At 61.4% G+C, this 23,437-nt stretch carries 19 protein-coding genes; 8 read left to right on the top strand and 11 right to left on the bottom strand.

Annotation, left to right across the window (positions count from 1 at the left end):
- Positions 1-10: 10 nt before the first annotated feature.
- Together ACR0JN_RS07580 and ACR0JN_RS07575 are read right to left on the bottom strand one after the other, a co-directional pair.
- Positions 11-1,921, bottom strand: coding sequence for an ABC transporter substrate-binding protein (locus ACR0JN_RS07580; protein ID WP_480817110.1), 1,911 nt, complete (start codon positions 1,919-1,921; stop codon positions 11-13).
- Positions 1,914-3,686, bottom strand: a complete 1,773-nt coding sequence (locus ACR0JN_RS07575; protein WP_480884978.1) for an ABC transporter ATP-binding protein — start codon at positions 3,684-3,686, stop codon at positions 1,914-1,916. Before ACR0JN_RS07575 ends, ACR0JN_RS07580 begins: the two co-directional genes overlap by 8 nt.
- 231 nt (positions 3,687-3,917) lie before the next feature.
- Between ACR0JN_RS07575 and ACR0JN_RS07570 the strand changes: the two genes are divergently transcribed.
- The 7 genes from ACR0JN_RS07570 to ACR0JN_RS07540 all read left to right on the top strand — a co-directional run bounded on the left by ACR0JN_RS07570 (position 3,918) and on the right by ACR0JN_RS07540 (position 11,878).
- Positions 3,918-4,415, top strand: coding sequence for a class I SAM-dependent methyltransferase (locus ACR0JN_RS07570; RefSeq protein ID WP_480884977.1), 498 nt, complete (start codon positions 3,918-3,920; stop codon positions 4,413-4,415).
- 11 nt (positions 4,416-4,426) lie between these two features.
- The gene (locus tag ACR0JN_RS07565) at positions 4,427-5,056 is read left to right on the top strand and encodes a glutathione S-transferase family protein (protein WP_480884976.1); all 630 of its coding nucleotides are present in this window, start codon (positions 4,427-4,429) and stop codon (positions 5,054-5,056) included.
- Between the two features lie 111 nt (positions 5,057-5,167).
- Entirely contained in the window at positions 5,168-7,570 is a 2,403-nt protein-coding gene (locus ACR0JN_RS07560) for a GcvT family protein (protein WP_480884975.1), read from the top strand.
- 2 nt (positions 7,571-7,572) lie between these two features.
- Positions 7,573-9,117, top strand: coding sequence for a trimethylamine methyltransferase family protein (locus ACR0JN_RS07555; protein WP_480884974.1), 1,545 nt, complete (start codon positions 7,573-7,575; stop codon positions 9,115-9,117).
- Positions 9,118-9,792 (top strand): TetR/AcrR family transcriptional regulator, encoded by a 675-nt coding sequence (locus tag ACR0JN_RS07550; RefSeq protein WP_480884973.1) that lies wholly within the window; start codon positions 9,118-9,120, stop codon positions 9,790-9,792.
- Positions 9,789-11,093 carry an NAD(P)/FAD-dependent oxidoreductase gene (locus tag ACR0JN_RS07545; RefSeq protein ID WP_480884972.1) on the top strand — a complete coding sequence of 435 codons (1,305 nt, stop codon included), beginning with the start codon at positions 9,789-9,791 and terminating at the stop codon, positions 11,091-11,093. Before ACR0JN_RS07550 ends, ACR0JN_RS07545 begins: the two co-directional genes overlap by 4 nt.
- A gap of 53 nt (positions 11,094-11,146) precedes the next feature.
- Entirely contained in the window at positions 11,147-11,878 is a 732-nt protein-coding gene (locus tag ACR0JN_RS07540; protein WP_480884971.1) for a hypothetical protein, read from the top strand.
- Between the two features lie 13 nt (positions 11,879-11,891).
- Here the strand turns inward: ACR0JN_RS07540 and ACR0JN_RS07535 are convergent, their stop codons facing one another.
- Positions 11,892-12,287 carry a DUF3307 domain-containing protein gene (locus ACR0JN_RS07535; RefSeq protein WP_480884970.1) on the bottom strand — a complete coding sequence of 132 codons (396 nt, stop codon included), beginning with the start codon at positions 12,285-12,287 and terminating at the stop codon, positions 11,892-11,894.
- Between the two features lie 207 nt (positions 12,288-12,494).
- On the opposite strand from ACR0JN_RS07535, the gene ACR0JN_RS07530 reads away from it, so the two are divergent.
- Positions 12,495-15,491, top strand: a complete 2,997-nt coding sequence (locus ACR0JN_RS07530) for a cyclic nucleotide-binding domain-containing protein (RefSeq protein WP_480885019.1) — start codon at positions 12,495-12,497, stop codon at positions 15,489-15,491.
- Positions 15,492-15,563: 72 nt separating this feature from the next.
- Here ACR0JN_RS07530 and ACR0JN_RS07525 read toward each other — a convergent pair whose 3' ends face one another.
- The 8 genes from ACR0JN_RS07525 to ACR0JN_RS07490 form a co-directional block, all read right to left on the bottom strand.
- Complete coding sequence (locus ACR0JN_RS07525) at positions 15,564-16,796, bottom strand: mandelate racemase/muconate lactonizing enzyme family protein (RefSeq protein WP_480884969.1); 1,233 nt, start codon at positions 16,794-16,796, stop codon at positions 15,564-15,566.
- Between the two features lie 23 nt (positions 16,797-16,819).
- Complete coding sequence (locus ACR0JN_RS07520; protein WP_480884968.1) at positions 16,820-17,914, bottom strand: Zn-dependent alcohol dehydrogenase; 1,095 nt, start codon at positions 17,912-17,914, stop codon at positions 16,820-16,822.
- 82 nt (positions 17,915-17,996) lie between these two features.
- Positions 17,997-19,196, bottom strand: a complete 1,200-nt coding sequence (locus ACR0JN_RS07515; protein WP_480884967.1) for a TCR/Tet family MFS transporter — start codon at positions 19,194-19,196, stop codon at positions 17,997-17,999.
- A gap of 91 nt (positions 19,197-19,287) precedes the next feature.
- Entirely contained in the window at positions 19,288-20,001 is a 714-nt protein-coding gene (locus tag ACR0JN_RS07510) for an alpha/beta fold hydrolase (RefSeq protein WP_480884966.1), read from the bottom strand.
- Positions 20,002-20,013: 12 nt separating this feature from the next.
- Complete coding sequence (gene pcaD / locus ACR0JN_RS07505; protein ID WP_480884965.1) at positions 20,014-20,802, bottom strand: 3-oxoadipate enol-lactonase; 789 nt, start codon at positions 20,800-20,802, stop codon at positions 20,014-20,016.
- Between the two features lie 52 nt (positions 20,803-20,854).
- The gene (locus tag ACR0JN_RS07500; RefSeq protein ID WP_480884964.1) at positions 20,855-21,829 is read right to left on the bottom strand and encodes a threonine ammonia-lyase; all 975 of its coding nucleotides are present in this window, start codon (positions 21,827-21,829) and stop codon (positions 20,855-20,857) included.
- On the bottom strand, positions 21,826-22,653 hold the full coding sequence (locus ACR0JN_RS07495; RefSeq protein ID WP_480884963.1) for an alpha/beta fold hydrolase: 828 nt from the start codon (positions 22,651-22,653) through the stop codon (positions 21,826-21,828). The genes ACR0JN_RS07500 and ACR0JN_RS07495 overlap by 4 nt, the downstream gene beginning before the upstream one ends.
- Entirely contained in the window at positions 22,653-23,339 is a 687-nt protein-coding gene (locus tag ACR0JN_RS07490) for a haloacid dehalogenase type II (protein WP_480884962.1), read from the bottom strand. Before ACR0JN_RS07490 ends, ACR0JN_RS07495 begins: the two co-directional genes overlap by 1 nt.
- Positions 23,340-23,437: the final 98 nt, after the last annotated feature.

Raw genomic sequence — 23,437 nt, 5'->3', positions numbered from 1 at the left:
GCTGCTCCTGTCAGTCGGCGAAGAAGAACTCGTCCGGTCGGTGTATGCCGAAATGCGCGCCGGGGTCCCAGGCCCACATGGCCTCTTCCGGCACGTTGCGCAGGCGGTTGGAGATGACAATGGGCTGTGGTGCGCCGTTCAGGATGCCGATGGCGTAAAGCTGATCGGCGTGGATGTTCAACATCTCGGTCCAGGCGGCGGTACGCTCATCATCGGTCGTGGCGATTTCCCAGTCGTGGGCCAGGGTCATCAGGCGTTCGGCCTCGGGCATATCGGGGGCTTCGCCAACCTCGCCGCCGGTCTGGTAATACTGACCCCATTTGGGCCAGGCCAGAAACACCTGATCGGTCGGCGCCAGATAGGCGGGTGAGGTATGCGCCTGCGGGATGCCATCATCCCAGCCGAACCAGACCGAGGCCATCGTATTACCGGCAAACACACGGTTGCGCAGAATATCGCGGTCCAGCGGGCGCATCACCAGTTTAACGCCGACATCCCGCCAGTTATCCGTGACGATCTGCAGGGCGTTTTCGACCTCTTGCCGTTCGCCTGCGGTTTCGATCACCAACTCCATCGGGCGGCCATCGGCCAGCAACCGGATGCCATTCTTGTCGCGCTGATCCAGCCCTGCTTCATCCAGCAGAGCGTTGGCCTGTTCAACATCGAACTCCGCCCAGGCCTGTGCGTTTTCTTCGCTGTAGAAGGGTGAGGCGGGCAGGACCGACATCGCGCCCGGCTTGGCCAGTTTGAAATACAGTGCCTGATTGATCGTCTGACGGTCAATGGCCAGCGACAGCGCACGGCGCACGCGCACGTCCCGCAGCACATCCCGCCAGCCTTCATCCGAGAAGTTCAGGTTGGGATAAATCGCGATCTGCGAGGCTACGCCGGTTTTCCACAGCAACGTCTTGTAGTTGCCCTGCGCCTCGCCCTTTTTCAGGATCGAGGCATCGCGGAACGCTAGCCCACGGCCCTGCAGATCGCTTTCCCCTGCATTGGTCTTTGCAGCGACCAGACCGGGGGCGACGATCTCCATCTCGACAACGTCGATATAGGGCAGTTGCACCCCGTTGGTGTCGATGCGGTGGTAGTAGGGGTTGCGCACGAAGTTGTGGCGGATTTTCTTGCCCGAGCTTGCGTTCACCCAAGGCTGCAACGTGGGCAGTTCGTGGTTGTCGAACTTATACAGGTTGTCCAGCTTGTTGTGCAGCGCGGCCCAGCTTTTGACGCGGGCATCCTCGACCAGAAAGGCGATTTCTTCGGGGTCGGCGAATTTCTCATGATACTGTTTCAGGAAGGCAGCCGGGCGGTAGATGAAAGGCGGACGCGCCTGTGCCAAAGACTGCAGGAAATCGGGGTTGGGGTCGGCCCATTCAAAGATCACTGTGGTCTCATCAGGGAAAGACACGGTCGGCGCTTTGCCCTCGACAACAAGGAAGTCAGGCGGGCCGGAGGGGCTGAGCATTTCGTTGTTCGCCACATCCTCCCACCAGTACCGGAAATCTTCCGAGGTAAAGGGTGACCCGTCGGACCATTTATGCCCTTCGCGCAGGTTCAGGGTGAATTTCCGGTTGTCTTCGTTTTCGAACGACTCCAGCAGGTCGGGGACGATTTCATAGTTTTCGTCGAAGCCAACCAGCCGTGCATAGCCGTAAACGACCATCTGACGAATATCCTTGGACCGCGTAACCATCGTGCGCAGCGTCCCGCCGGGCGTTCCGAACTCGCGCCCTTTTGCGGCTAGATCGACGACCAGGGGCTCTTTCGGCAGGCGCTCTTCCACAGGGGGCAGATGCTTGGCCTGTACTTCAGACGCCCAAAAGGCGTTTTCCTGCGGGGTCGGTAGCTCTGCCGTGGCGGGCAGCATCCATGCTGCCGTCAGCGCAGCGGCAAGGATCAGGGGGTGAGTGGTCTTAAACATGGCAACGTACCTTATGGCCCGGTTCCAATTCCACCAGTGAGGGTAGCACGGTGTCAGAGAAACGAAAGGCTTCTTCCCAACTGTCCGGCGAACCGGCGCCCAACGAGACCATCTTGAGGTCGATTGGGCGGTTGATGTCGGGTTCTGGTTGAGCGGCAATCAGCGCCTTGGTGTAGGGGTGGCGCGGATTGTAGAAAAGTGTTTCGGGTGGGGCCTGTTCTACGACAAGACCCCGGCGCATCACCGCGACTTCGTCAGCGATGCGGGCAACGACCGCAAGGTCGTGCGAGATGAAGAAATACGACAGGTTCAGGCTGTCCTGCAGGTTTTCCAGCAGCGTCAGGATCTGTTCCTGAACCGAGACATCCAAGGCCGAGGTCGGTTCGTCACAGACAATCAACTGCGGGTCCAGCATCATTGCCCGCGCGATCGACAGGCGCTGGCGCTGCCCGCCGGAAAACGCGTGCGGATAACGTTTCAGCATGTCGGCGTTCAGACCGACGCGCTGAAGCATCTCGGCCGCCTTGTCCCGTTGATCTGCGGGGGAGCCGATGCGGTGAATCTCCAGCGGCTCGGTCATGGCGTCCTGAATGCGCATGCGTGGGCTCAGGGAACTGTAGGGGTCCTGAAACACCATCTGCGCCTTGCGCTGAAAGGCGGTGCGCTGCTCGCGGCTCATGCTGTGGACGGGGATCGGGTCCGCGCCGGGCTCGGTCCGAAACAGAATCTCTCCGCCCGGATCGGGCAGTTCGGCACCCAGCGCGATGCGGGCGGCGGTGGTCTTGCCCGAGCCGCTTTCGCCGACAATTGCCAGCGTCTTGCCGCGCGCAAGGTTCAGGTCAACACCGCGACAGGCGTGGATTTCCTTGTCGGACTGCCAGCCCTTGCTGGACCGCATCGTATAGGTCTTGGACACGCCCTTCATCTGCAGGATCAGGTCTTCGTCGGGCATCGGCAGGCCGACCGCCTCCTGATCCGGAATCTCGGGCGCGGCGTCGAAAAGCTGCTTGGTATAGGGGTGCGCCGGGGCGGTCAGGATCGGCGCGGCGGGCCCCGCTTCCATCACCCGGCCCTTGTGCATGACCACCACCTGCTCGGCCATGTTGGCCACAACGCCCAGATCGTGGGTGACAAGGATCAGCGCCATTCCCGTCTCGCGCTGCAGGTCCTTGATCAGCCCGAGAACCTGCGCCTGTGTGGTCACATCCAGCGCCGTCGTGGGCTCGTCCGCGATCAGCAATTCGGGCTTTGCCACCATTGCCATCGCGATCATGGCGCGCTGACGCATGCCGCCCGACAGTTCGAACGGATACGAGTCATAGGCGCGCTGCGGGTCGGGGAAACCGACGCGCTCGAACTGGGTCAGAACCTCTTTGCGGGCTTGCGCCTCAGACATGCCGCGATGCAACCACAAGACTTCGGACACTTGATTGCCGATCTTGTGCAGCGGAGACAGCGACCGCATCGGTTCCTGAAAGATCATTGAAATCCGGTTGCCGCGAATGCCGCGCATTTCCCGTTCGCTGATTTGTGTCAGGTCGGCAAGGCCCTTGGAATCGTTCAGAGTTATGGTGCCACTGCGAATCTGGGCCGTGCGGGGCAGAATGCGCAAAGCTGCCCGGCACGAGATGGTCTTGCCCGATCCCGATTCCCCCACAAGCGCAAGGGTCTGCCCGGCATCGACATCAAAATTCACGTCTTTGACCACAGGTTCCCCTGCGCCAAAGCCTATGCTGAGGTCTCTGACGGACAACAATGCGCTCATACGGGTCTTCCACCCGCCGGGCCGGTCGGTGACATCGGCTATCAACTCCCCGTGATTTTTTGCTCAGTGTCGCGCGGTTCTGCCTGTGTAGTCAAACCCGTTCTTTCGTTGAAACGTCGCGGGAATGTGAAACCTTAGCCTTCACGGCTACACAAAGTCTTGAGTTTTTGTCATCTAGGGCAACGACAGCCAGATCTATGCTGGCCATTGGTATCAAGGAGAGAATTCCCCGTGTCCGAGAATCAAAGCCGTCTGGATCTGTTCATCGACCGCATGGTGTCGCAGCGCGCCTGTCTGGATTATGCGATTGCGCAGACGTCCCGCATGACCGGGCCGGTGTTCGAACTGGGTCTGGGCAATGGCCGGACCTATCATCACATGATGCAGCATATCCATGACCGCCCGGTCTTTGTGTTCGAACGCGCCGTCGCCTCGCACCCCGATTCCACCCCGCCCGAGGACCGGGTCATTCTTGGTGACGTGCGCGAAACTTTGCCTGCATCGGTTGATCGGTTCGGGGCGACCGCCAGTCTGATCCACGCCGACCTGGGCGGGCATAACCGCGAAAAGAACGATGCGTTCGCGCGGTTTGTGTCCCCGCTGATCGAACCGCTTTTGGCCGAAGGCGGGCTTATGGTGTCGAGTGACCGGATGTATTTTGACGCGTTGACCGAACTGCCCCTGCCTGAAGGCGCAGTCGACGGGCGCTGTTTCATCTATCGCCGTTAAGGAGGCCGCCGATGATCTTCTACGACTGCTCAACCGCCCCCAACCCGCGCCGCGCCCGAATGTTCATCGCGGAAAAAGGGCTGCAGGTTGAGATCCGCGACATCTCCATCGCCAAGGGCGAGCAGTTGGGCGCGGCGTTTCTGGCCGTGAACCCCCGTGGCACGATCCCGGTTCTGGTGACGGATGAGGGCACGGCTCTGACCGAAAATCTGGGCATCACGGCCTATCTGGAAGCGCGCTTCCCAGAGCCGCCCCTGATGGGCCGAACCCCGGATGAAAAGGGTCTGATCTTGATGTGGAACACGATTGTCGAGCAACAGGGCGGCGTGCCAATCGGCGAGGCCCTGCGCAATTCGCATCCTGCCTTCGCAGACAGGGCGATTCCGGGGCCGATCAACTTCGCGCAAATCCCCGATCTGGCCCAACGCGGTCTTGAGAGGACCAAGGCGTTCTTTGACCTGCTGGAAAGCCGGTTGCAGGACAGCGCTTTTGTTGCGGGTGACACCTTTACGCTGGCTGATATCTCGGCCTTTGTGTTCGTCGATTTCGCCCGGGTCATCAAAATGCGAATCCCCGAGGGCAATACGGCCACTCAGGCGTGGTTCGACAAGGTTAAGTCTCGCCCCAGCGCACAGCTATAAAACCTGGCGAAAGGGGTGCCGGGATTCCACGAACGGCACTGGACAGAAATGTCTAGACAGAAGTGAACAGTGCGTCTAGCGTTCCCGGCGAGTCATGCAGGGGAGTGCAGGATGAAATCTCAGTATCGCGTTGTGGTCATCGGGGGTGGCGTTGTCGGTGCCTCGGTTCTGTATCATCTGGCCAAGTTCGGCTGGTCCGATGTTGTCATGCTGGAACGGCGACGGCTGGCCTCGGGATCGTCTTGGCATGCGGCGGGCGGTATTCATGCGCTGAACGCCGATCCGAACATGGCGTCCCTTCAGGCCTATACAATCGACCTGCTGAGTGAGATCGAGAAGGAGTCGGGCCAGAATATCGGTCTGCATATGACCGGCGGTTTGACGCTGGCCGGAACGCCCGAACGGTGGGAGTGGTTGCAGGCGAACTATCGCATTTTCCAATCCATCGGCATTGATGATTGCGAATTGCTGTCGCCCGAAGAAGCGCAGAAACGCTGCCCGATCATGTCCACCGACGGCGTGCTGGGCGCGATGTGGGCGGATCGCGAAGGATACATCGATACCACTGGCACAGTGCAGGCCTATGCAACGGCAGCCAAGAAACGCGGCGCTGAGTACTATGAGGAAACCAAGGTCGAAAGCCTGACGCAAACGGCTGACGGTTGGGAGGTTGTAACCGACAAGGGCACGATCACCTGTGAGCATGTGGTCAATGCCGCGGGCCTTTGGGCCAAACAGGTCGGGCGCATGGCCGGGGTCGAACTGCCGGTCTCACCGTTGAAACATCACTATCTGATCACCGATACAGTGCCCGAGGTTGCGCAGGCGGATTTTGAGATGCCGATGACCGTGGACCTCGAAGGCTTCACCTATATGCGGCAGGACCAGAAGGGTGTTCTGGTGGGTATCTACGAGGTCGACCACGAACATTGGGCGATGGACGGCGCGCCGTGGACCTATGGCGAGGAACTGTTTCAGGAGCAACTCGACCGGATCGAGAACGAATTGACGCTGGGCTTTGAACGCTACCCGTCGATCCAGAATGTCGGCATCAAGACATGGGTGAACGGCGCATTTACCTTCTCGCCGGATGGCAACCCTCTGGTCGGTCCTGTGCCGGGCAAGCGCGGCTATTGGTCGGCCTGTGCGGTGATGGCCGGGTTCCTGCAGGGTGGCGGCGTTGGCAAGACGCTGGCCGAGTGGATGATCCATGGCGAGCCCGAGGCCGATGCCTGGCCGATGGATGTGGCCCGTTATGGGGATTTCGCGCAGAACAAGCGGTACATCCGCGAGACAACCGGCCAGTTTTATTCGCGCCGCTTCGTTATGACCTATCCGAACGAGCAACTGCCCGCAGGCCGTCCGCTGAAAATGGCCCCGGCGCATGACGCGATGACGGATGCCGGGTGCAAATGGGGCGTCAGTTGGGATCTGGAAGTGCCGCTGTATTTTGCGCCGAAAGGGTTTGAGGAAACGCCGACGCTCAAGCGGTCAAACGCGCATGACATTGTGGCCGAAGAATGCAAGGTGATCCGAGAAGGCGTGGGCCTGATGGATATATCCGGCTTTTCCCGGTTCGAAGTCAGCGGTCCGAACGCCGAAGCGTGGCTCGACAAGGTTATGGCCTCGAAACTGCCCGCGCCGGGTCGGGCCAAGCTGGCTCCGATGCTGGGTGAGAACGGACGGCTCAAGGGCGATCTGACCGTGCTGAACTGGGGCGATGGCACCTGGTGGATCATGGGCAGCTACTACCTGCGTGCCTGGCATATGCGCTGGTTCGACGATCACATGATGGACGGTGTGACCGTGCGTGATCTGGGCGAAGAATACTGTGGCTTCGCCGTGGTTGGACCGAAATCGCAAGCGGTGGTCGAGAAGCTGGCGGAACAGGATATCTCGGGCCTGAAATTCATGGGCTGCGGCGATTTCGATATCGGTCTGGTCCGCGCCCGCGTCGCCCGCATGTCGGTGACGGGCGAGAAAGGATACGAGATCAACTGCCGCTACGGCGATCACATCAAGCTGCGTCGAATACTGCTGGAGGCCGGGGCTGGTGAAGGTATCCGGGAATGCGGGTTCAACGCAATGCTCTCGACCCGGTTGGAAAAGAGCTTTGGCATCTGGTCGGCGGAATTCACGCAGCTTTACACGCCGGGCATGACCGGTATGGACCGCTGGATCGACTGGGGCAAGGACTTCGTCGGCAAAGAGGCGGCAGTGGCGGAACGTGACGGCAACGGACCGGCGCAGGTTCAAGTGACGCTCGAGGTGGATGCGCTCGATGCCGATGCCAGCGGCTATGAGCCGATCTGGGCCGAAGGCGAACGCGTCGGGTTTGTGACCTCGGGCGGGTACGGGCATTACACCGGAAAATCGCTGGCCATGGCGCTGGTCAACCGCGACAAGGCCGCCCCTGGAACTGAATTGTCGGTGCATGTGGTGGGCGTTGAACGGCCCGCGCGTGTTCTCGCGCCTTCGCCCTATGACCCGCAGGGCCAGGCGATGAGAGGGTGATCATGCGCAGCCAGATCCCGGACCGCGGGCGGCGGCGACGCGGGCGCGAGGCCGCTCCGCCCGTCAGCCGCAATGTGAACTATCGCCATCTACGGAACCCCTTCCCGCAGATGGAGGTGTTTCCGGCGGATCAGATCGCGGACATGCACGAAACCGCCCTGCGCACGCTGGAAGAGCTTGGGGTAAAGGTTTTGCTGCCCGAAGCCCGACGCCTGTTCGAAAAGGCAGGCGCGAAGGTGATGGAAGACAGCGAGATGGTCTTCATCGGGCGTGATCTGGTCGAGGCCGCGGTCGCCTCGGCTCCTAAGTCGATTGAATGCCGTGCCGGTGCGCGCGATCGCGATTTCACGCTGGAACTGGGCAGTCTGGTGTTCCAGCCCGGCGCGGGTGCCCCGAATGCCACTGATCTGGAACGCGGGCGGCGTCCGGCGACGGGGCAGGACTATCTGGAGTTCCTGAAACTCACCCATCATTTCGACGTGTTCCAGATGATCTCGCCGCAGGTCGAGCCGCAGGACGTGCCGACCAATCTGCGCCACTATTTCACGACCAAGGCGCAGATGGAGTTGACGGACAAGTTCCCGTTCTTCTTCTCGCGCGGAACGCCGCAGGTGATGGACTGCTTCGAGATGCTGTCGGTAGCGCGGGGCCTGTCCGACGATGAATTCCGCGCCAACCCGCATTCCTACACGATCATCAACACCAACAGCCCGCGCACGTTGGATATCCCGATGGCGCAGGGGCTGATCGACTTTGCCCGCCACGGCCAGATGTCGATCATCACCCCGTTCACGCTAATGGGGGCGATGGCTCCGATCACCGTGGCCGGGGCCATCACATTGTCCCATGCCGAGGCTTTGGCGGCGCTGACCCTGACGCAACTGGCAGGGCTAGGCGCTCCGGTGTGCTACGGGACCTTCACCAGCAATGTGGACATGAAATCGGGTGCTCCTGCGTTTGGGACGCCCTCGCATTTCCAAGCCTCTCTGGCGGCGGGGCAACTTGCCCGCCATCTAGGTTTGCCGTGGCGATCAGCGGCGGGGTCGGCGGCGAATATCAACGATGTGCAGGCGGCTAATGAAAACCAGTTCGGCCTTTGGGGCTGCCTGATGTCTGGCGCGACGGTGATCATCCATTCGGCCGGGTGGCTTGAGGGCGGCCTTTCGGTCTCATTCGAAAAGCTGGTCTGCGATGCCGAGGTGCTGAACATGGTGGCCGAGCTTTGCGCAGGCGCACAGGCCGGGACCGCCGAGATCGGGTTCGATACGGCGCTGCGCGAGGTCGAGCCCAGCGGGCACTTCTTCGCCTCCACCCAGACGATGGAGCGTTACAACACCGAATTCTACGAGCCGCATGTGCATGACTATGCCAATTTTGGCACCTGGACTGAGCGCGGATCGGTTGACGCCAATCACCGGGCCACCGGCGTCTGGAAGGATATCATTGGTAACTTCAAAGCCCCGCCCGGCGACAGTGACCAGTTGGGTGCCCTGAACGACTTCATCGCGCGCCGGACCGCCGAGGGCGGCGCGCCGCCGGAGAGTTGAATGAACACCAAACCGATCCTGCACCGGGACGATCCCGAGGCCGAACCTCTGGTCGGCAACATCAAGGTCACGCGCGATGACTGGCTGAATGTGGCGATGGATGTACTGATCTCGGACGGGGTGGACCAGATCAAAGTGCTGAATCTGGCCGAGCGGATGGCCGTGTCTCGGTCGTCTTTCTACTGGTATTTCAAGTCCCGGCAGGAGCTTCTGGACGCGCTTCTGGCCCGCTGGCAGGCAACCAATACGGCGGCCCTGATCGCGCAGACTGAGGCTCCGGCAGGTACGATCACCGCTGCCGTCTGCAACGTGCACCGATGCGTAGTGAATACCGATCTGTTCGACACGGCGCTGGACTTTGCCGTCCGCGACTGGGCGCGTAAATCTGGCAAGGTGCGCCGTGCGTTGGATCAATCCGACGCGCGGCGCTTGCAGGCGTTGCACGCCATGTTCGCGCGCTATGGCTACCCCGAAGTTGAGGCCGAAACCCGCGCCCGCGTCCTGTACTACATGCAGATCGGATACGATCTTGCGCAACTGAACGAGCCTATGGAAACGCGGCTGTCGATGGTGCCGCACTATCTTTACGTCTTCACCGGTGTCGAGCCCCGACCCAAAGAAGTCGCGGAATTCAGCGCCTATTCAAAGCGCTATTGGGAAGGAGACACAGAATGAGCCAACCAGACGCCATCATCATCGGCACCGGAGTGATCGGGGCCGCCATTGCGTTCGAAATGGCCAAGGCCGGATGGAAAACCCTGTCGCTGGATCGCAACGCGCAGGTCGGGCATGGCTCGACTGCCGGGTCCTGCGCGATCATCCGGATGCATTACTCGACCTTCGATGGCACGGCCTTCGCGTGGGAGGGCTATCATTACTGGCGCGACTGGGCCGAGTATCTGGGCCTGCCCGAGGATGCCAATCTGGCGCAGTTCCGCGAAACCGGGTGTCTGGTCATGAAAACCGAGGCCAACGGGTTGCTCGAAAAGCACATGCACAACAGCGCCGAACTGGATTGCCCGTTCGAGGAGTGGTCGCCCGAAAAGATCACCGAACGCCTGCCGGTTTACTCTCTGGACAGTTTCACCCCGCCCAAACGCATGGATGATCCGGAATTCGGCCAGTCGAACGGCCGCAAAATGGCGGGCGGCGTGTTCTGGCCGCAGGCGGGCTATGTCACAGACCCGGCCCTGTCAGCGCAGAACCTGATGGAGGCCGCGAAACAACACGGGGCCGAGGTGCGCACCGGGGCTGAAGTGGTAGAGATCCTTACCGAAGGTGGCAGAGTTTCGGGGGTCAAACTGGCCTCGGGCGAGGAAATCCACGCCAAGGTGGTAGTGAATGTCGCGGGCCCCGGATCGGCGATCATCAACAAGATGGCAGGCGTTCTGGACGACATGACCATCGAAACCCGCCCTCTGCGTCAGGAAGTTGTTCACGTGCCTGCGCCCGAGGGGTTCGACTTTGAGAATGACGGCACCATCGTCTCGGACAGCGACATCGCTTGTTATTGCCGCCCCGAGCATGGCAACCACATCCTCGTCGGCTCGGAAGACCCGGAATGCGATCCGCATCAGTGGTGCGAGGACGATGTAAACTACAATCACGACTTCACCGATCAGTGGACCACGCAGGCGATGCGCTATGCGCAACGTGTGCCCAGCCTTGGGATTCCGTCCAAAACGCGCGGGGTGGTGGACCTGTATGACGCCTCGACCGACTGGATTCCGATCTATGACAAATCCAGCCTGCCCGGGTTCTACATGGCCTGTGGCACCAGCGGGAACCAGTACAAGAACGCGCCGATTGCGGGCAAGATGATGGCAGCGCTGATCGACTATTGCGAGGGCGGGGCGGACCACGACACCCAGCCGCTGCAATTCGAGTTACCCTATATCAAGCGGACAATTGACGTCGGGTTCTATTCGCGCAAACGGCCCATCAATGAGGAAAGCAGTTTTTCCGTACTGGGCTAGCCGAGACCCGGAAATGCGCTAGGTGTCACGGGGCCTGAAACGCCGGACCCGTGATGACCGACCCGCAGACCAAAGTCCTGATCCTTGGAAGCGCGCCTTCGGCACTCAGGGCGCGGGATTGGGCGCGTGCGCCGTTCACCCATATCGTCGCGATCAACAATGCCTGGCGTATCCGTGCGGATTGGGACATTCTGATCCACCCCGAGGATTTTCCGGCAGCAAAGCGCCCCAAGACGCTGGTCAACGGGCAGCGGATTGTCACTGCGGATGACTATGTTCCGCGTCAAAACGAATATGGCGGCTTTGTCTATGCGGGCGGTACGATGGCCTTTACCGCAGGCTATTGGGCGCTGTCCGCGTTGCGGCCTGCGGTTCTGGCCTTCTTTGGCTGCGATATGGTCTATACGGCGAAGGGCCGGACACATTTCTACGGATCAGGCCGCGCGGACCCGTTGCGTGACGACATCACCCTGCGCTCGCTCGAGGCGAAATCGGCGCGGCTGGGCTTGTTTGGCGCCGCTCAGGGATGCCGCGTGGTGCGATTGTCTGAGGGTGAGAGCCGGTTGGTTTTCCCCTCGGTGCGCAGCGATGACCTAACAGCGCCCCGGCCAGTGGCCACGCAAGGAATGGAGGCTGCGCTGAAGATGGAAGCCGAACTCGGTTACTACGTTCCATCGGGCCGTTATTGGGAGGCCGGGCACCAGTTTGACCCCCGGAAAATCGACGCGTTGGACCGGTTGTGGTTGTCGATATATCAGAAGAGCGCGCTGCGGCGCGTGGCCTGACGCGAGCCTGCAGTCAGGTCGCGTAAGTCACCCAAGCCCAGACCATGGCAACATAGGTCAGGTTGTGCATCAACTGGTCCAGCCCGGCGGCTCGCCAGAAAGCAGGCTGGTTCGGCTGCAGCTTGTTTTTGTCTGAATAGCTGGCTTTGGCGAAATCGATGTTGAAGTGAATGATCCATTCAAGCGCCGCGATGATCAGGATGAAGGACAGCGGCGCGCCAAAAATCAGGAAAACGATGACCGACCCCACAACATGCACGGCGGCGTGTTGCGCGCGGCCCACGTGAAAATACTCGCCACGCCCGGCGAGCATCTTTGGTGTCTGTAGGTAGAAGTCGGCAAACATATGTTTGATCTGCAAAAGGCAGAGCATAAAAAACACAGCGCCAATACTGGCCGTCAACAGCATTCTCCCGATATCGTCCTGCACAAACAGTATGCGTTAAAACACGGTCGCGCAAATGAACTAGTTCACACAAGGCAAAGTTTCTTTCAGGTTCAAAATAATTTGCGCATTTCGGTTGGATTACGGTAACTTCGGGCTGTTGACTTTGCGTGCATTACACCAAATTCGAACCATTGATCAGAAGCAGGGGCGGGTTCCATAGAACGCACGATTTTTCGGTTCATCTGGAAATACTCCAAACGCGACCAGTTGATCCTGCTGGCCGTGACGTCGACGTTGTTCCCTCTGCTCTACCTGACGCTGGAGCTGCCCAAACGCATCATCAACGACGCGATCGGTGCAACCAGCAGTATCGTCGATGTCTGGGGCTACAGCCTGCCGCAGACCACGTTTCTGATCATCCTGTGCTTTGCCTTTCTGGGCGCGGTGCTGGCCCACGGGCTGATGAAGATGCGCATCAACACCATGAAAGGTGTGCTGAGCGAACGGATGCTGCGCCGCTTCCGGTACCAGTTGATCAGCCGCGCGCTGCGCTTTCCGCAGCCGTATTTCGAACGGGTCAGTCAGGGCGAACTTGTCTCGATGATCACCGCCGAAAGCGAGCCGATGGGCGGCCTGATGGGCGATGCGATCAGCCAGCCGGTGCTGCAGGCGGGTCAGATGCTGACGATCCTGTCGTTTCTGTTTTTGCAAAGCGTCTGGTTCGGCCTGGCCGCCGTCGCCCTGATCCCGGTTCAGGCCTGGCTGATCCCGCGCCTGCAGCGGCAGATCAACCTGCTGAACAAGAAACGCATTCAGGAGGTGCGGGTTCTGGCCGCCCAGATCGGCGAAAACGCCGCCGGGGCTGCGACCCTTCGGGGCAATGGCGGCTGGCGGTATCGGCGGGCGCTGGTCTCGGACCAGTTGGGACGCCTGTTCGGTATCCGGTTCGAGATTTACCAGAAGAAGTTCTTTATGAAGTTTATCAACAACTTCATATCGCAACTGACACCGTTCATGTTCTATCTGGTCGGCGGTCTGCTGGTGCTGCAAGGCTCGGTCTCGCTGGGGGCACTGGTGGCGGCATTAGCGGCGTATAAGGACCTGAGTTCTCCGTGGAAGGAACTGCTGACCTACTACAACCAGACGCAGGACATGTCGCTGCGCTGGGATGTGGTAATCGAGCGTTTTGCCCCGGCGGGCATGCAGGATGAAAACCTGTTCGAAGGCGAGCCCGAGGGTCGCCCCCGCTTGAATGGGGACATCGTGCTGGACGGCGTCTCGGTCCGGGATATGGACGGCAATCAGGTTCTCGATGATCTGAACCTGACCTTCCCGAGCGGAAAGACCATCGGCATCGCCGCGCCTAGCGAAGAAGACAGGCGCGCGGTGGCGGAACTGCTGACCCGCGAGATACTACCCAGCGCGGGCCGGGTCGAAATCGGTGGGCACAATCTGGCGAGCCTGCATCAGGCAGTGGTGGCGTCCCGTATCGGATATGCCTCATCCCGACCGGTGATGTTTCAGGGCTCGCTGGGCGACAACGTCATGATGCCGATGCGGTTCAAACCAGTTAAAGGCGCCACAGATGATCCGGGCTTCCCCGAGACTCTGCGGGCCGGGAACAGCGCCGACCCGTATCGGACTGAGTGGCTGGACCCCAATCTTGTCGGCCTCGACAGTGCCAAGGCGCTGCGGGACTGGTGGGTGCAGCTGATCGACGGCATGGGCTCTGGTGCGGCCCTGTTCCAGCGCGGGGCGGAGCAGGTTTTTGACCCGGTCGAACACCCGGATCTGGCGCAGAAACTGGTCGATTTGCGACCCCTCGTGCAGCAGGCCGTTCAAAAGGCGGGGCTGGAGCAACAGGCGCTAGTCTTTGATCGCGACGTTTATAACCCGGCATTGCCCGTGGCCGAAAACCTGCTGTTCGCCACTCCGCGCGTGCCGGTCACGCAAGAGGTGCTGGCCCAGCAGACCGTCTTCCTCGGGCAATTGCGCGAGTTGGGGCTGGACGAAACCCTGATTGCGCTGACCCGTGATGTGATCGACATGCTGCGCCAGATCTTCGGACTGGACGGCACCGATCATCCGCTGTTCCGCAAGCTGGGGCTTGAGGCACGGGTTTATGAAACCGCCGTCGAATTGGTCGAGCGGACCCGCAAGGAAGGGGCTGCCGGGCTGGACGATGATCAGCTTGCCAATCTGCTGGCAGTGCCCTTGGCGATCTCGGCCGAACAGATCGGCCCCGCCTTCACGGACGAGTTGAAAGACCGGATTCTGCAATTGCGTCAGAGCCATTCGGAAAAGCTGTTGGAGCGGTTGCATGACCTCTATGAACCGCTTGACCCGGATCGGTTCGCCCCCGGCCTGACGGTGATGGAAAACACGCTGTTTGGGAAGATCAGCGACATCGGGGCCTCGCGGTCGGATGAGGCGCGCAAGCTGATCGTGGATGTGCTGGCCGAAAACGGCGCACGCCCGCTGGTAGTGGAACTGATCTACGACATCCCGGTGGCCTTGGGCGGGCAGAACCTGCCCGCGGTTTTTGCCGAGCCTTTGGCCTTCACCCGCGCGACGGTCAAGAAGCCCGACATCCTGCTGCTGCAAAACGCGCTGGCCAGCTATGACATGCAAACGCAGGTCGCGGTGTACAAAAACCTGCGCGAACTGCTGCCCGAGACGACGGTGATCTATCTGAACGATCACTTCGACAGCCCCGAGGTATTCGACATGTTTGTCGAAATCCGGCAGGGTCGTGTGGTGTCGGACGATGGGCCAAAAGACGTAGAGGAGGACAGCGCCGCCTCGGCGGACCTTGCGCGCAAGCTGCGGGCGCTGGAACAGACGCCGCTGTTTTCCGGGCTCGACCGCAGGCAGTTGCGCCTGCTGGCCTTTGGTGCCCGCTGGTTCGAGGCCAGCGCCGGACAAGTCATTTTCCTTAAGGACGACCAGCCCACGGACGGGGCCTATGTGGTTCTGGAAGGCGAGGCCGGTCTGTACCTGCCGCAAGCGGACGAGCCGGATCAGTTGATCATCAAGGTCGGCCCCGGTGCCTTGGTGGGCGAGTTGGGCCTGATCCGGAAAGAGCCGCGCGCGCTGAGTATGGTGGCCGAAACCGACCTGTCCTGTTTGCGGATCGGGGAAGAAGAATTCCTGGCCGTGGTCGAAAACGATGCTGCAACAGCTTTCAAACTGCTGCAGGTGATCGCCGGGTATGTGTCCAACTAACCGAGGGTGAATTGGGGATTGTCTAGGGCCTCGGCGCTGGTCGTGCGGGCAGGGCATACCGCTCGGCTGGTTCTATTCTTCCGTCGCCGGGGCACCGCCCTGAAACGCGTTGCCGTTGACGTAGTCGCAGGGTTCCTCCTGCATCTGCAGGTGCAGCCCGTCGCCGGTATAGGGATGGGCGCGGGCCAGCGCCTCGTCCACATCAATACCCAGTCCGGGCGCGGACGGTGGGGTTACGAACCCATCCTCAACCCGGATCGTGCCCTTGATAAGTTGATCGTGGAACGGCGTCTCAATCGTCTCAAGCAGCAACAGGTTCGGGATCGAGGCCGCCAGATGGACATTGGCCGCCCATTCCACGGGTCCGGCATACAGGTGCGGGGCCATCTGGGCGTTGAATACCTCGGCCATCGCGGCGACCTTTTTCATCTCCCATATCCCGCCTGCGCGGCCCAGGGCCGGTTGCAAGATCTCGGCCGCCCCGGCGCGCAGCACTGCGCCAAACTCGGCCTTGGTGGTCATGCGCTCGCCGGTGGCGACCGGAATGCGAACACTGCGCGCGACGCGGGCCATGTCTTCGATCATATCCGGCGGCGTGGGTTCCTCGAACCAGAGCGGCGAGTAGGGCTCCAGCGCCTGCCCCAACCGGATCGCGCCTGCGGTGTTGAACTGGCCATGGGTTCCGAACAGCAGATCGGCCCTGTCGCCCACCGCCTCGCGGATGGCTTTGCAGAAGGCTACGGACATCGAGATATCGGACATCGCAGGCATATGCCCGCCCCGGATCGTATAAGGGCCAGCGGGGTCGAATTTGACCGCCGTATATCCGCGCCGGACCAATTCGGCGGCGGTTTCGCCCGCCTGTTCCGGTGAGGTCCAGAAGTCGGTCAGGTTATGCTGGGACAGGGGGTACAGGTAGGTATAGGCGCGGATGCGGTCATTCATCTTTCCGCCCAGCAGCGCATAGACCGGGCGGTCACGGTCTTTGCCGAGGATGTCCCAGCACGCAATTTCCAGCCCCGAAAACGCACCCATCACCGTCAGGTCGGGGCGTTGCGTGAAGCCGCTGGAATAGGCGCGGCGGAACATCAGTTCGATGTTTTCTGGGTTTTCGCCCAGCATGTGCCGTTCGAACACATCGCGGATCACGTGGCGCATGGCGTCGGGTCCTACTGAGGACGCGTAACACTCGCCCCAGCCGGTGATGCCGGTATCGGTCGTCACTTTGACCAATATCCAGTAGCGCCCGCCCCAGCCGGGGGCCGGAGGGGCGGTGACGATGATGTCGAGGTCCTGCAGTTTCATCTGATGCCCTCCTGCCAAGCGGTTTAGCGCTTGTCGAAAACGATGACGTTGCGTTTGGCCGATCCGGTCTTGGTGTCCGCAATCGCCTCGTTGATCTGATCCAGAGACCAGCGGCCCGAGATCAACTCGTCCAGCTTCAGCCGCCCCTGTTCATACAGGTCGATCATCCACGGAATATCGCGCTGAATGACCACATCGCCCATTTTCGATCCGACAAGGCCTTGCCCCATAAACGCCAGGACCACCGGTTCATAAGAGGCCTCGGCCCCCGAGTGGGGCATTCCGATCATCACGGCCTTGCCACCGCGCCCAAGATAGCGTGGGGCTTGATCGTAGGCCGGAATCGCGCCGACGGTGATCAGAACGGCGTCTGCGCCGCGTCCGCCGAGGGCTTTGTAGGCGGCCTTCCATGGCTCTTTCTGGTCGGCGAGCACACCGTGGGTCGCGCCGAACTCTTTGGCGATCTCCAGCTTTTCTTCGGTCATGTCCACGGCGACAATCCGGCGCGCACCCGCGATGCGCGCGCCTTGAATCGCGTTCAGCCCGACACCGCCTGCGCCGATGACAACCACGTCCTGACCGGGCCGAAGGTTCGCTGCGTTCACGGCAGCCCCGACCCCGGTGATCACGCCACAGGACAGCAGGCTGGCGACATCCTTTGGCATCGTGTCTGGGATTTTGACGATCTGGCGATGGCTGACCACGACTTTCTCTGCAAAAGCCCCGCAGGCCATGGACTGTTCCAACGGTTCCCCGTCCCCGGTGCGCAGGGGCCCGTTGGTCGCGTCATAGGGCGTTTCGCAGATCGTCGGTTGACCGCCCGCGCAAGACGGACACGAGCCGCAGGCGCGGATCAGGGTGACCACAACCGCGTCGCCTACTTTGAAATCACCGGAGGCGTCGCCAACGGCACTAATGACACCGGCGGCTTCGTGGCCGTAGACGGCGGGCAAAAACCCGCCCCATGCGCCATCGGCGTATGAGATATCCGAATGGCAGATGGCCACGGCGTCCAGCGTCACCTCGACCTCTCCGGTGCCGGGGTCGGCCAGTTGGACCTCTTCGATAACCAGCGGCTCGGCGAAGGCGCGGCACACTGCGGCTTTTATTCTTTGCATGTTGGTCTTAACTCCCGTTTGGCCCACGGTGGCGCGGGAAGTGCCGCCTCGCAAGGTGGAAAACGCCATTCATATGTCGTTGTTACGCCACGACAGGCCGGGATCGCAGAAACAGTGCGAAACCCGCCAGCATCAGGACCAAAGCCAGCAGGAACGGCGCACCCGGCAGGTAGAGCGCCGTGTCTGGGCGGATGAACCACGCAAACACGCTGGTCATCACAAGCGGTGAGATAACCATGGATAGCGCATGAAGCGCGGTCAGAACGCCCTGCAACTCGCCTTGCTGAGAATCCGGGGTCGCACGTGACATCATCGCCTGCAGCGCGGGCGTGATCACCGCCCCAAGCGCGGTGATGGGGATCAGGAGCAGGGCGATTGTTCCGTTGGTCAGGAAGGCGAGCAGAGCAAAGCTGATGACCTCGAACACCATGCCGTAGATGATCGTGACCCGTTCGCCCAGATAGCGAGTGGCGGGACGGATCAGGCCACCCTGAACAGCGGCCATGCCGATGCCGTAGACCCCCAGCGACAGCCCGATCATCTGCGGCGACCAGCCGAAGCGCTCGGTCGTGAAATAGGACCAGATTGCCGGGTAGACGTAGATCGAGACGGAATACAGGAAATAGACCCCCAGCAGCGGTCGGATGCCGGGCAGGGCGGCCACCGCGCGCAGGGAGTTGACCGGGTTGGCGCGCCGCAAGCTGAACGTACGCCGGGTTTTGTCGGTGACGGTTTCGGGCATGACCAGCAGACCGGCGGCGAAGGTCAGGGCGGACAGGGCGGCCGCAGCCCAGAACGGGGCGCGGGTTCCGTATTCGCTGAGCAGGCCGCCAATGACCGGGCCAAGGACGAAACCGATGCCAAACGCGGCCCCCAACAGGCCGAAATTCGCGGCCTTGTCCTCGGGCTTTGACACATCCGCCATGAATGCGGCAGCAGTTGAGTGCGTGGCCGCCGTAATGCCCCCGACGATCCGTCCGATCAGCAACAGCCAGATGCTGCCAGCGAGTGCCATGACCACGTAATCCAGCGCCATGACACAGAGCGAAACCAGCAAAACGGCGCGGCGGCCATAGGCGTCGGACAGGTTGCCCAATACGGGGCCAAAGACAAACTGCATGGCAGCAAAGGCGGTGCTAAGGACACCGCCCCAGATGGCGGCGCTGGCCAGCGTGCCGCCCTGAACCTCGACAATAAGCTGCGGCATGATCGGCATCACCAGGCCGATGCCCATCGCGTCGATCATGACCGTACAAAGAACAAAGGCGAAAGGCAGACGCATGGAAACCGCTGGATTGAACCGATGCGCCGACCCTAGCGATCACGGCGGTTTTGGCAAAGATTTCCTGAGGCGGGCAGCGAGTGACGTCTGGTCACAGCGCAGTTTCGACCTCGGTCAGAATCTCCGCCAGCCGTTGTGGATGCGAAAAGAAGGCCGAGTGCGAACTGTCGATGCTGTAGCGTAGCCTTGCCGGGATGTCCTTGCTCATCTCCTGCTGGTATTCGGGCGGCACGGTCCGGTCATCCGTGGTTTGGATATAAGCCTTTGGCACGCGGCCGAACCGCTTGGTCAGGGGCAGAGGTGTTTCCTGCGGACGGATCGCCTGCGGGCACAAGCGGGCAAAGGCGAAAGGTAAGATTTCGGGGGCGCAGTCGTGATAGAACAGCGCCTGCACGCAATCGGGCCGGACGGTATAGGACAGCCCGTCCGAGGATTTCTCGACCGCGTCCACGATGGTTTGCCGGGGCCCACGCCTGCGCATGTCGGCCATCGACAGACCATCGTGTGGGACATAGGCGCTCAGGTAGATCAGCCCGCGCATGGCTTTGGGCTGTGCCTCGGCAGCGGCGCTGATCGGGTAGCCGCCCCAGGAATGGCCGACAATGACCGTATCTTTTGTGGATGCGGCCAGTATCGCATCGCGGCAACTGTCCAGCGTGACCTCAGGGATCGGTGTCGGGTCCGCACCGTGGCTGGGTAGGTCAATGGCACGCGCCGTATGACCCAGAGCTTGCAGCGCCGGAGTCAGATCACGCCAGCACCAGGCCCCGTGGCAAGAACCGTGGATCAAAAGGAAATCCGCCATCGTGATGCTCCTTCAGATGTGTCCGATATCAACAAGAAAGCGCTGCAGCAGCGCCGCGTATTCGGCAGGTTTTTCGACGCAGGGCAGGTGGCCCGCCCGACGCATCAGTTCGAATCTGGAACCGGGGATCAGGTCGATGGTCTCTCGTACCAGATCAGGCGGGGTCGAGCCATCCTCGCTGCCCGCAATTCCCAATGTCGGCAGGCGCAGGCCGCTGGTCGGGGTGTAGAAATCAGTTCCCGAGATCGCCGCGCAGCAACCCAAGTAGCCTTCGACCGGCTGGCGCACCATCATGTTGCGCCACAGCAGATAGTCGGGGTTGGCGCGGAAATCGCGCGAGAACCAGCGCTCCATCGTGGCATCGGCCAGCGCTTCGATCCCGCCTTCGCGCACCGCATTCATGCGCTGTTGCCAGATCGGCGGGGTGCCGATCTTGGCGGCGGTGTTCGACAGCACCAAGGCGCGGATCTGGTCCATACGTTTGACGGCCAGGCCTTGCGCGATCAGGCCGCCGATGGACAGCCCGACAAAAACACAGTCGCGTACCCCAAGATAATTCAGCAGCGCCTCGGCATCCTTGACCAGCGTGCCCATGGAATAGGGCGCTGGCGGGGCCGATGACAGGCCGTGGCCGCGTTTGTCGTAGCGGATGATGCGCAGACCGGTGGGCAGGTGTGGCAGGACCGCATCCCAAAGCCGCAGATCGGTACCCAGAGAATTGGCGAACACAACCGGGGCACCGTCTGGGGTCCCGTCGATTCGGTAGTGTAGCTGCACGTTGCCGAGGTCGGCGAATCTCATGACTTAAGTCCTTGTTGATGCGTCGGAAAATTGCACAGGTACTTCCAGACTGTCAGGTCAGGAATTCCAACGCTTTGGCAAAGATTTCAGGGTCTGTATTGCCGCCCGAAGCGACTGCGATCACCGTATCCCCCGAAATGTCATTCTTGCGGAACAGAGCCGAGGCCAGCGCCACTGCGCCGCCCGGCTCTAGCACGATCTTGAGGCGCAGAAAGGCCAGCGCCATCGCCCGCAGGGCTTCTTCTTCCGAAACCGACAGCCCCGAACCGCACAGTCGTTTCAGGATCGGAAAGGTGATGTTCCCCGGCTGCGGCGTCAGGATAGCGTCGCAGATATTGCCCGAGGTCGCATTGTTGTTTTCGATATGGCCCGAAGCGAGTGAGCGTTTGACGTCGTCGAACCCGTCAGGCTCGCAGGGGCGGGGGCGCAGGTCGGGGGCGTGTTTTTCCAGCGCCAATGCGATGCCCGAGGTTAGACCGCCGCCACCGCAACAGACCAGAACGTCGGCCTCGCTCACGCCCAGTTCCGATGCCTGACGGGCGATTTCCAGCCCGGTGGTGCCCTGTCCGGCGATCACCTGCGGCTCATCATAGGGGCGGATCAGGGTCAGGCCGCGCTTGGCTGCCAGCGTCTCACCAATCTCCTCACGGCTTTCCGAGGCCCGGTCGTACAGCACCACCTCGCCGCCCAAAGCCTTGGTGTTGTCGATCTTAAGCGCAGGCGCGTCCGAGGGCATGACGATGACCGACGGGATGCCGTGTTTCGCCGCCGCCAGCGCCACGCCCTGCGCGTGGTTGCCCGAGGAATAGGCGATGACGCCGCGCTGACGGTTCGCATCGCTCAGGGCGGAAATGGCCGACCATGCGCCGCGGAACTTGAAACTGCCCGTGTGCTGCAGGCATTCCGGTTTGACCAGAATCCGGCGGCCCGCAATCTTGTCCAGAAACGGAGAGGACAGCAGGGGCGTTTCCCTGACATGTCCCCGCAGCCGGTCGGCGGCGGCCTCGATCATTTCAATGCTGCTCATGTCGCGTTCAGGACCTTGTGAATGACGTTCAGGGACTGCGGTTCGTCCAGAAACGGGACATGTCCACGATCCGGCACCTCGGCTGATATAAGGCCGGGGTGGCGGGATTGCATCTGGGTCAGCGTTTCCTTGCTCAGGATGTCAGAATTTGCCCCCCTGATCACACCGGTCGGAATGTCCTGCAAAGCGTCGAAGAGCGGCCACAAATCCGGCGTTTCCTGAGTGGCGGCCTGCTCGATCAATGCTGTGCGCAGGGCGGTGTCATACCGCAGGCGAAGGCCATCCTGATCGGTTTTGTTTTGGTGCTCCGCAAACGTGCGCCACACCGCCAAAGGCACGCCGGGGAATTGAGGTTCCATCACTTTTTTCAGGGTCTGTGCGGCCTCGTAATAAGATTTGGCTGTCGGTTGGATGCCGACATATTCCATGATCTTGGCGATGCCAGCAGGTTCGATCACAGGCCCCACATCGTTCAGAATGACGCCTACCAGCCGGTCTGGGTGGCTGGCGGCCAGCGCCATAGCGATGAGCCCTCCGCGTGAGGTTCCCAGAATGGTCACGCGGTCAAGACCTAGGTGGTCCAGCAACTCGACCGCGTCCTGAGATTCCCGCAGGATGTTGTAGTTCATATAGTCGGGATCGTAGTCCGATAACCCGCGCCCCCGGTAATCCATCCGGATCAGCGTCACGTCGGTCAGGTGTGGCGCGACGAAATCGAAATCCCGGCTATTTCGCGTCAGCCCGGCAAGACAGAGGATCGGCGGTCCGTCTCCGGCGGCCTCAAAGTAAAGGCGTATGCCGTCCGAGGTCGTGAACTCTGACATTACAGCCCTGCCAGTTGGGGAATGGTGGTCAGGTCCGACAGGACATGCGCGGGGGTCCAGGGCAGCCGGTCCATCGGTTCGCCCGCCCGATTGACCCACGTGGTGACAAACCCATACCCGCTGGCGCCGGCGGCGTCCCAGCCGTTGGAACTGACGAAAAGAACCTCGTCCCTTGTGCCGCCGAATCTGCCCTGCACCAGATCGTAGACACGCGCATGCGGCTTGAAGACGCCGACGCTTTCAACCGATAGAACATCGTCCAGCACATCGCCAATGCCTGCCGATTGCACCGCGCCGTCCAGCATCGGGGGCGACCCGTTCGACAGGATGGCCGTCTGCAGCCCGCCGTCTTTCAGGGCTTTCAGCATGGCGGGGACCTCGGGGTAGGCCTGCAGTTCCCAGTAGAGGTCCAGCAATCGCTGGCGCAGGGCCGCGTCGCCTTGCAGGCCTGCCGCCTCAAGCGCCCAATCCAGCCCGTCCTGCGTCACGTCCCAGAAATCGTCATGCGCATCGGCCACCGCGCGCAGCCAGGTGTATTGCAACTGTTTCAGACGCCAATGGCCTGCGACCTCGGGCCATTTGTCCCGCAGGGCTTCGAACCCGGGCTCGGTCGCCGCCTGCCGTGCGGCGGCGGCAACGTCGAAAAGCGTTCCATAGGCGTCGAATACACATGTTTTGATGGCCATCTACAGTCTCCCCATTTTCGCGCGCAGGTTTGCACAAGAAACAGGCGCATGAAAAGGCCGAGGGTTTACATAATGGTGGCACCCCTTAGGGTTGGCCG

The sequence above is a fragment of the Ruegeria sp. G12 genome (assembly GCF_056533565.1).
The sequence above is the reverse complement of the archived record's forward strand: the minus strand, read 5'-3'. Positions and strand labels throughout refer to the sequence as shown.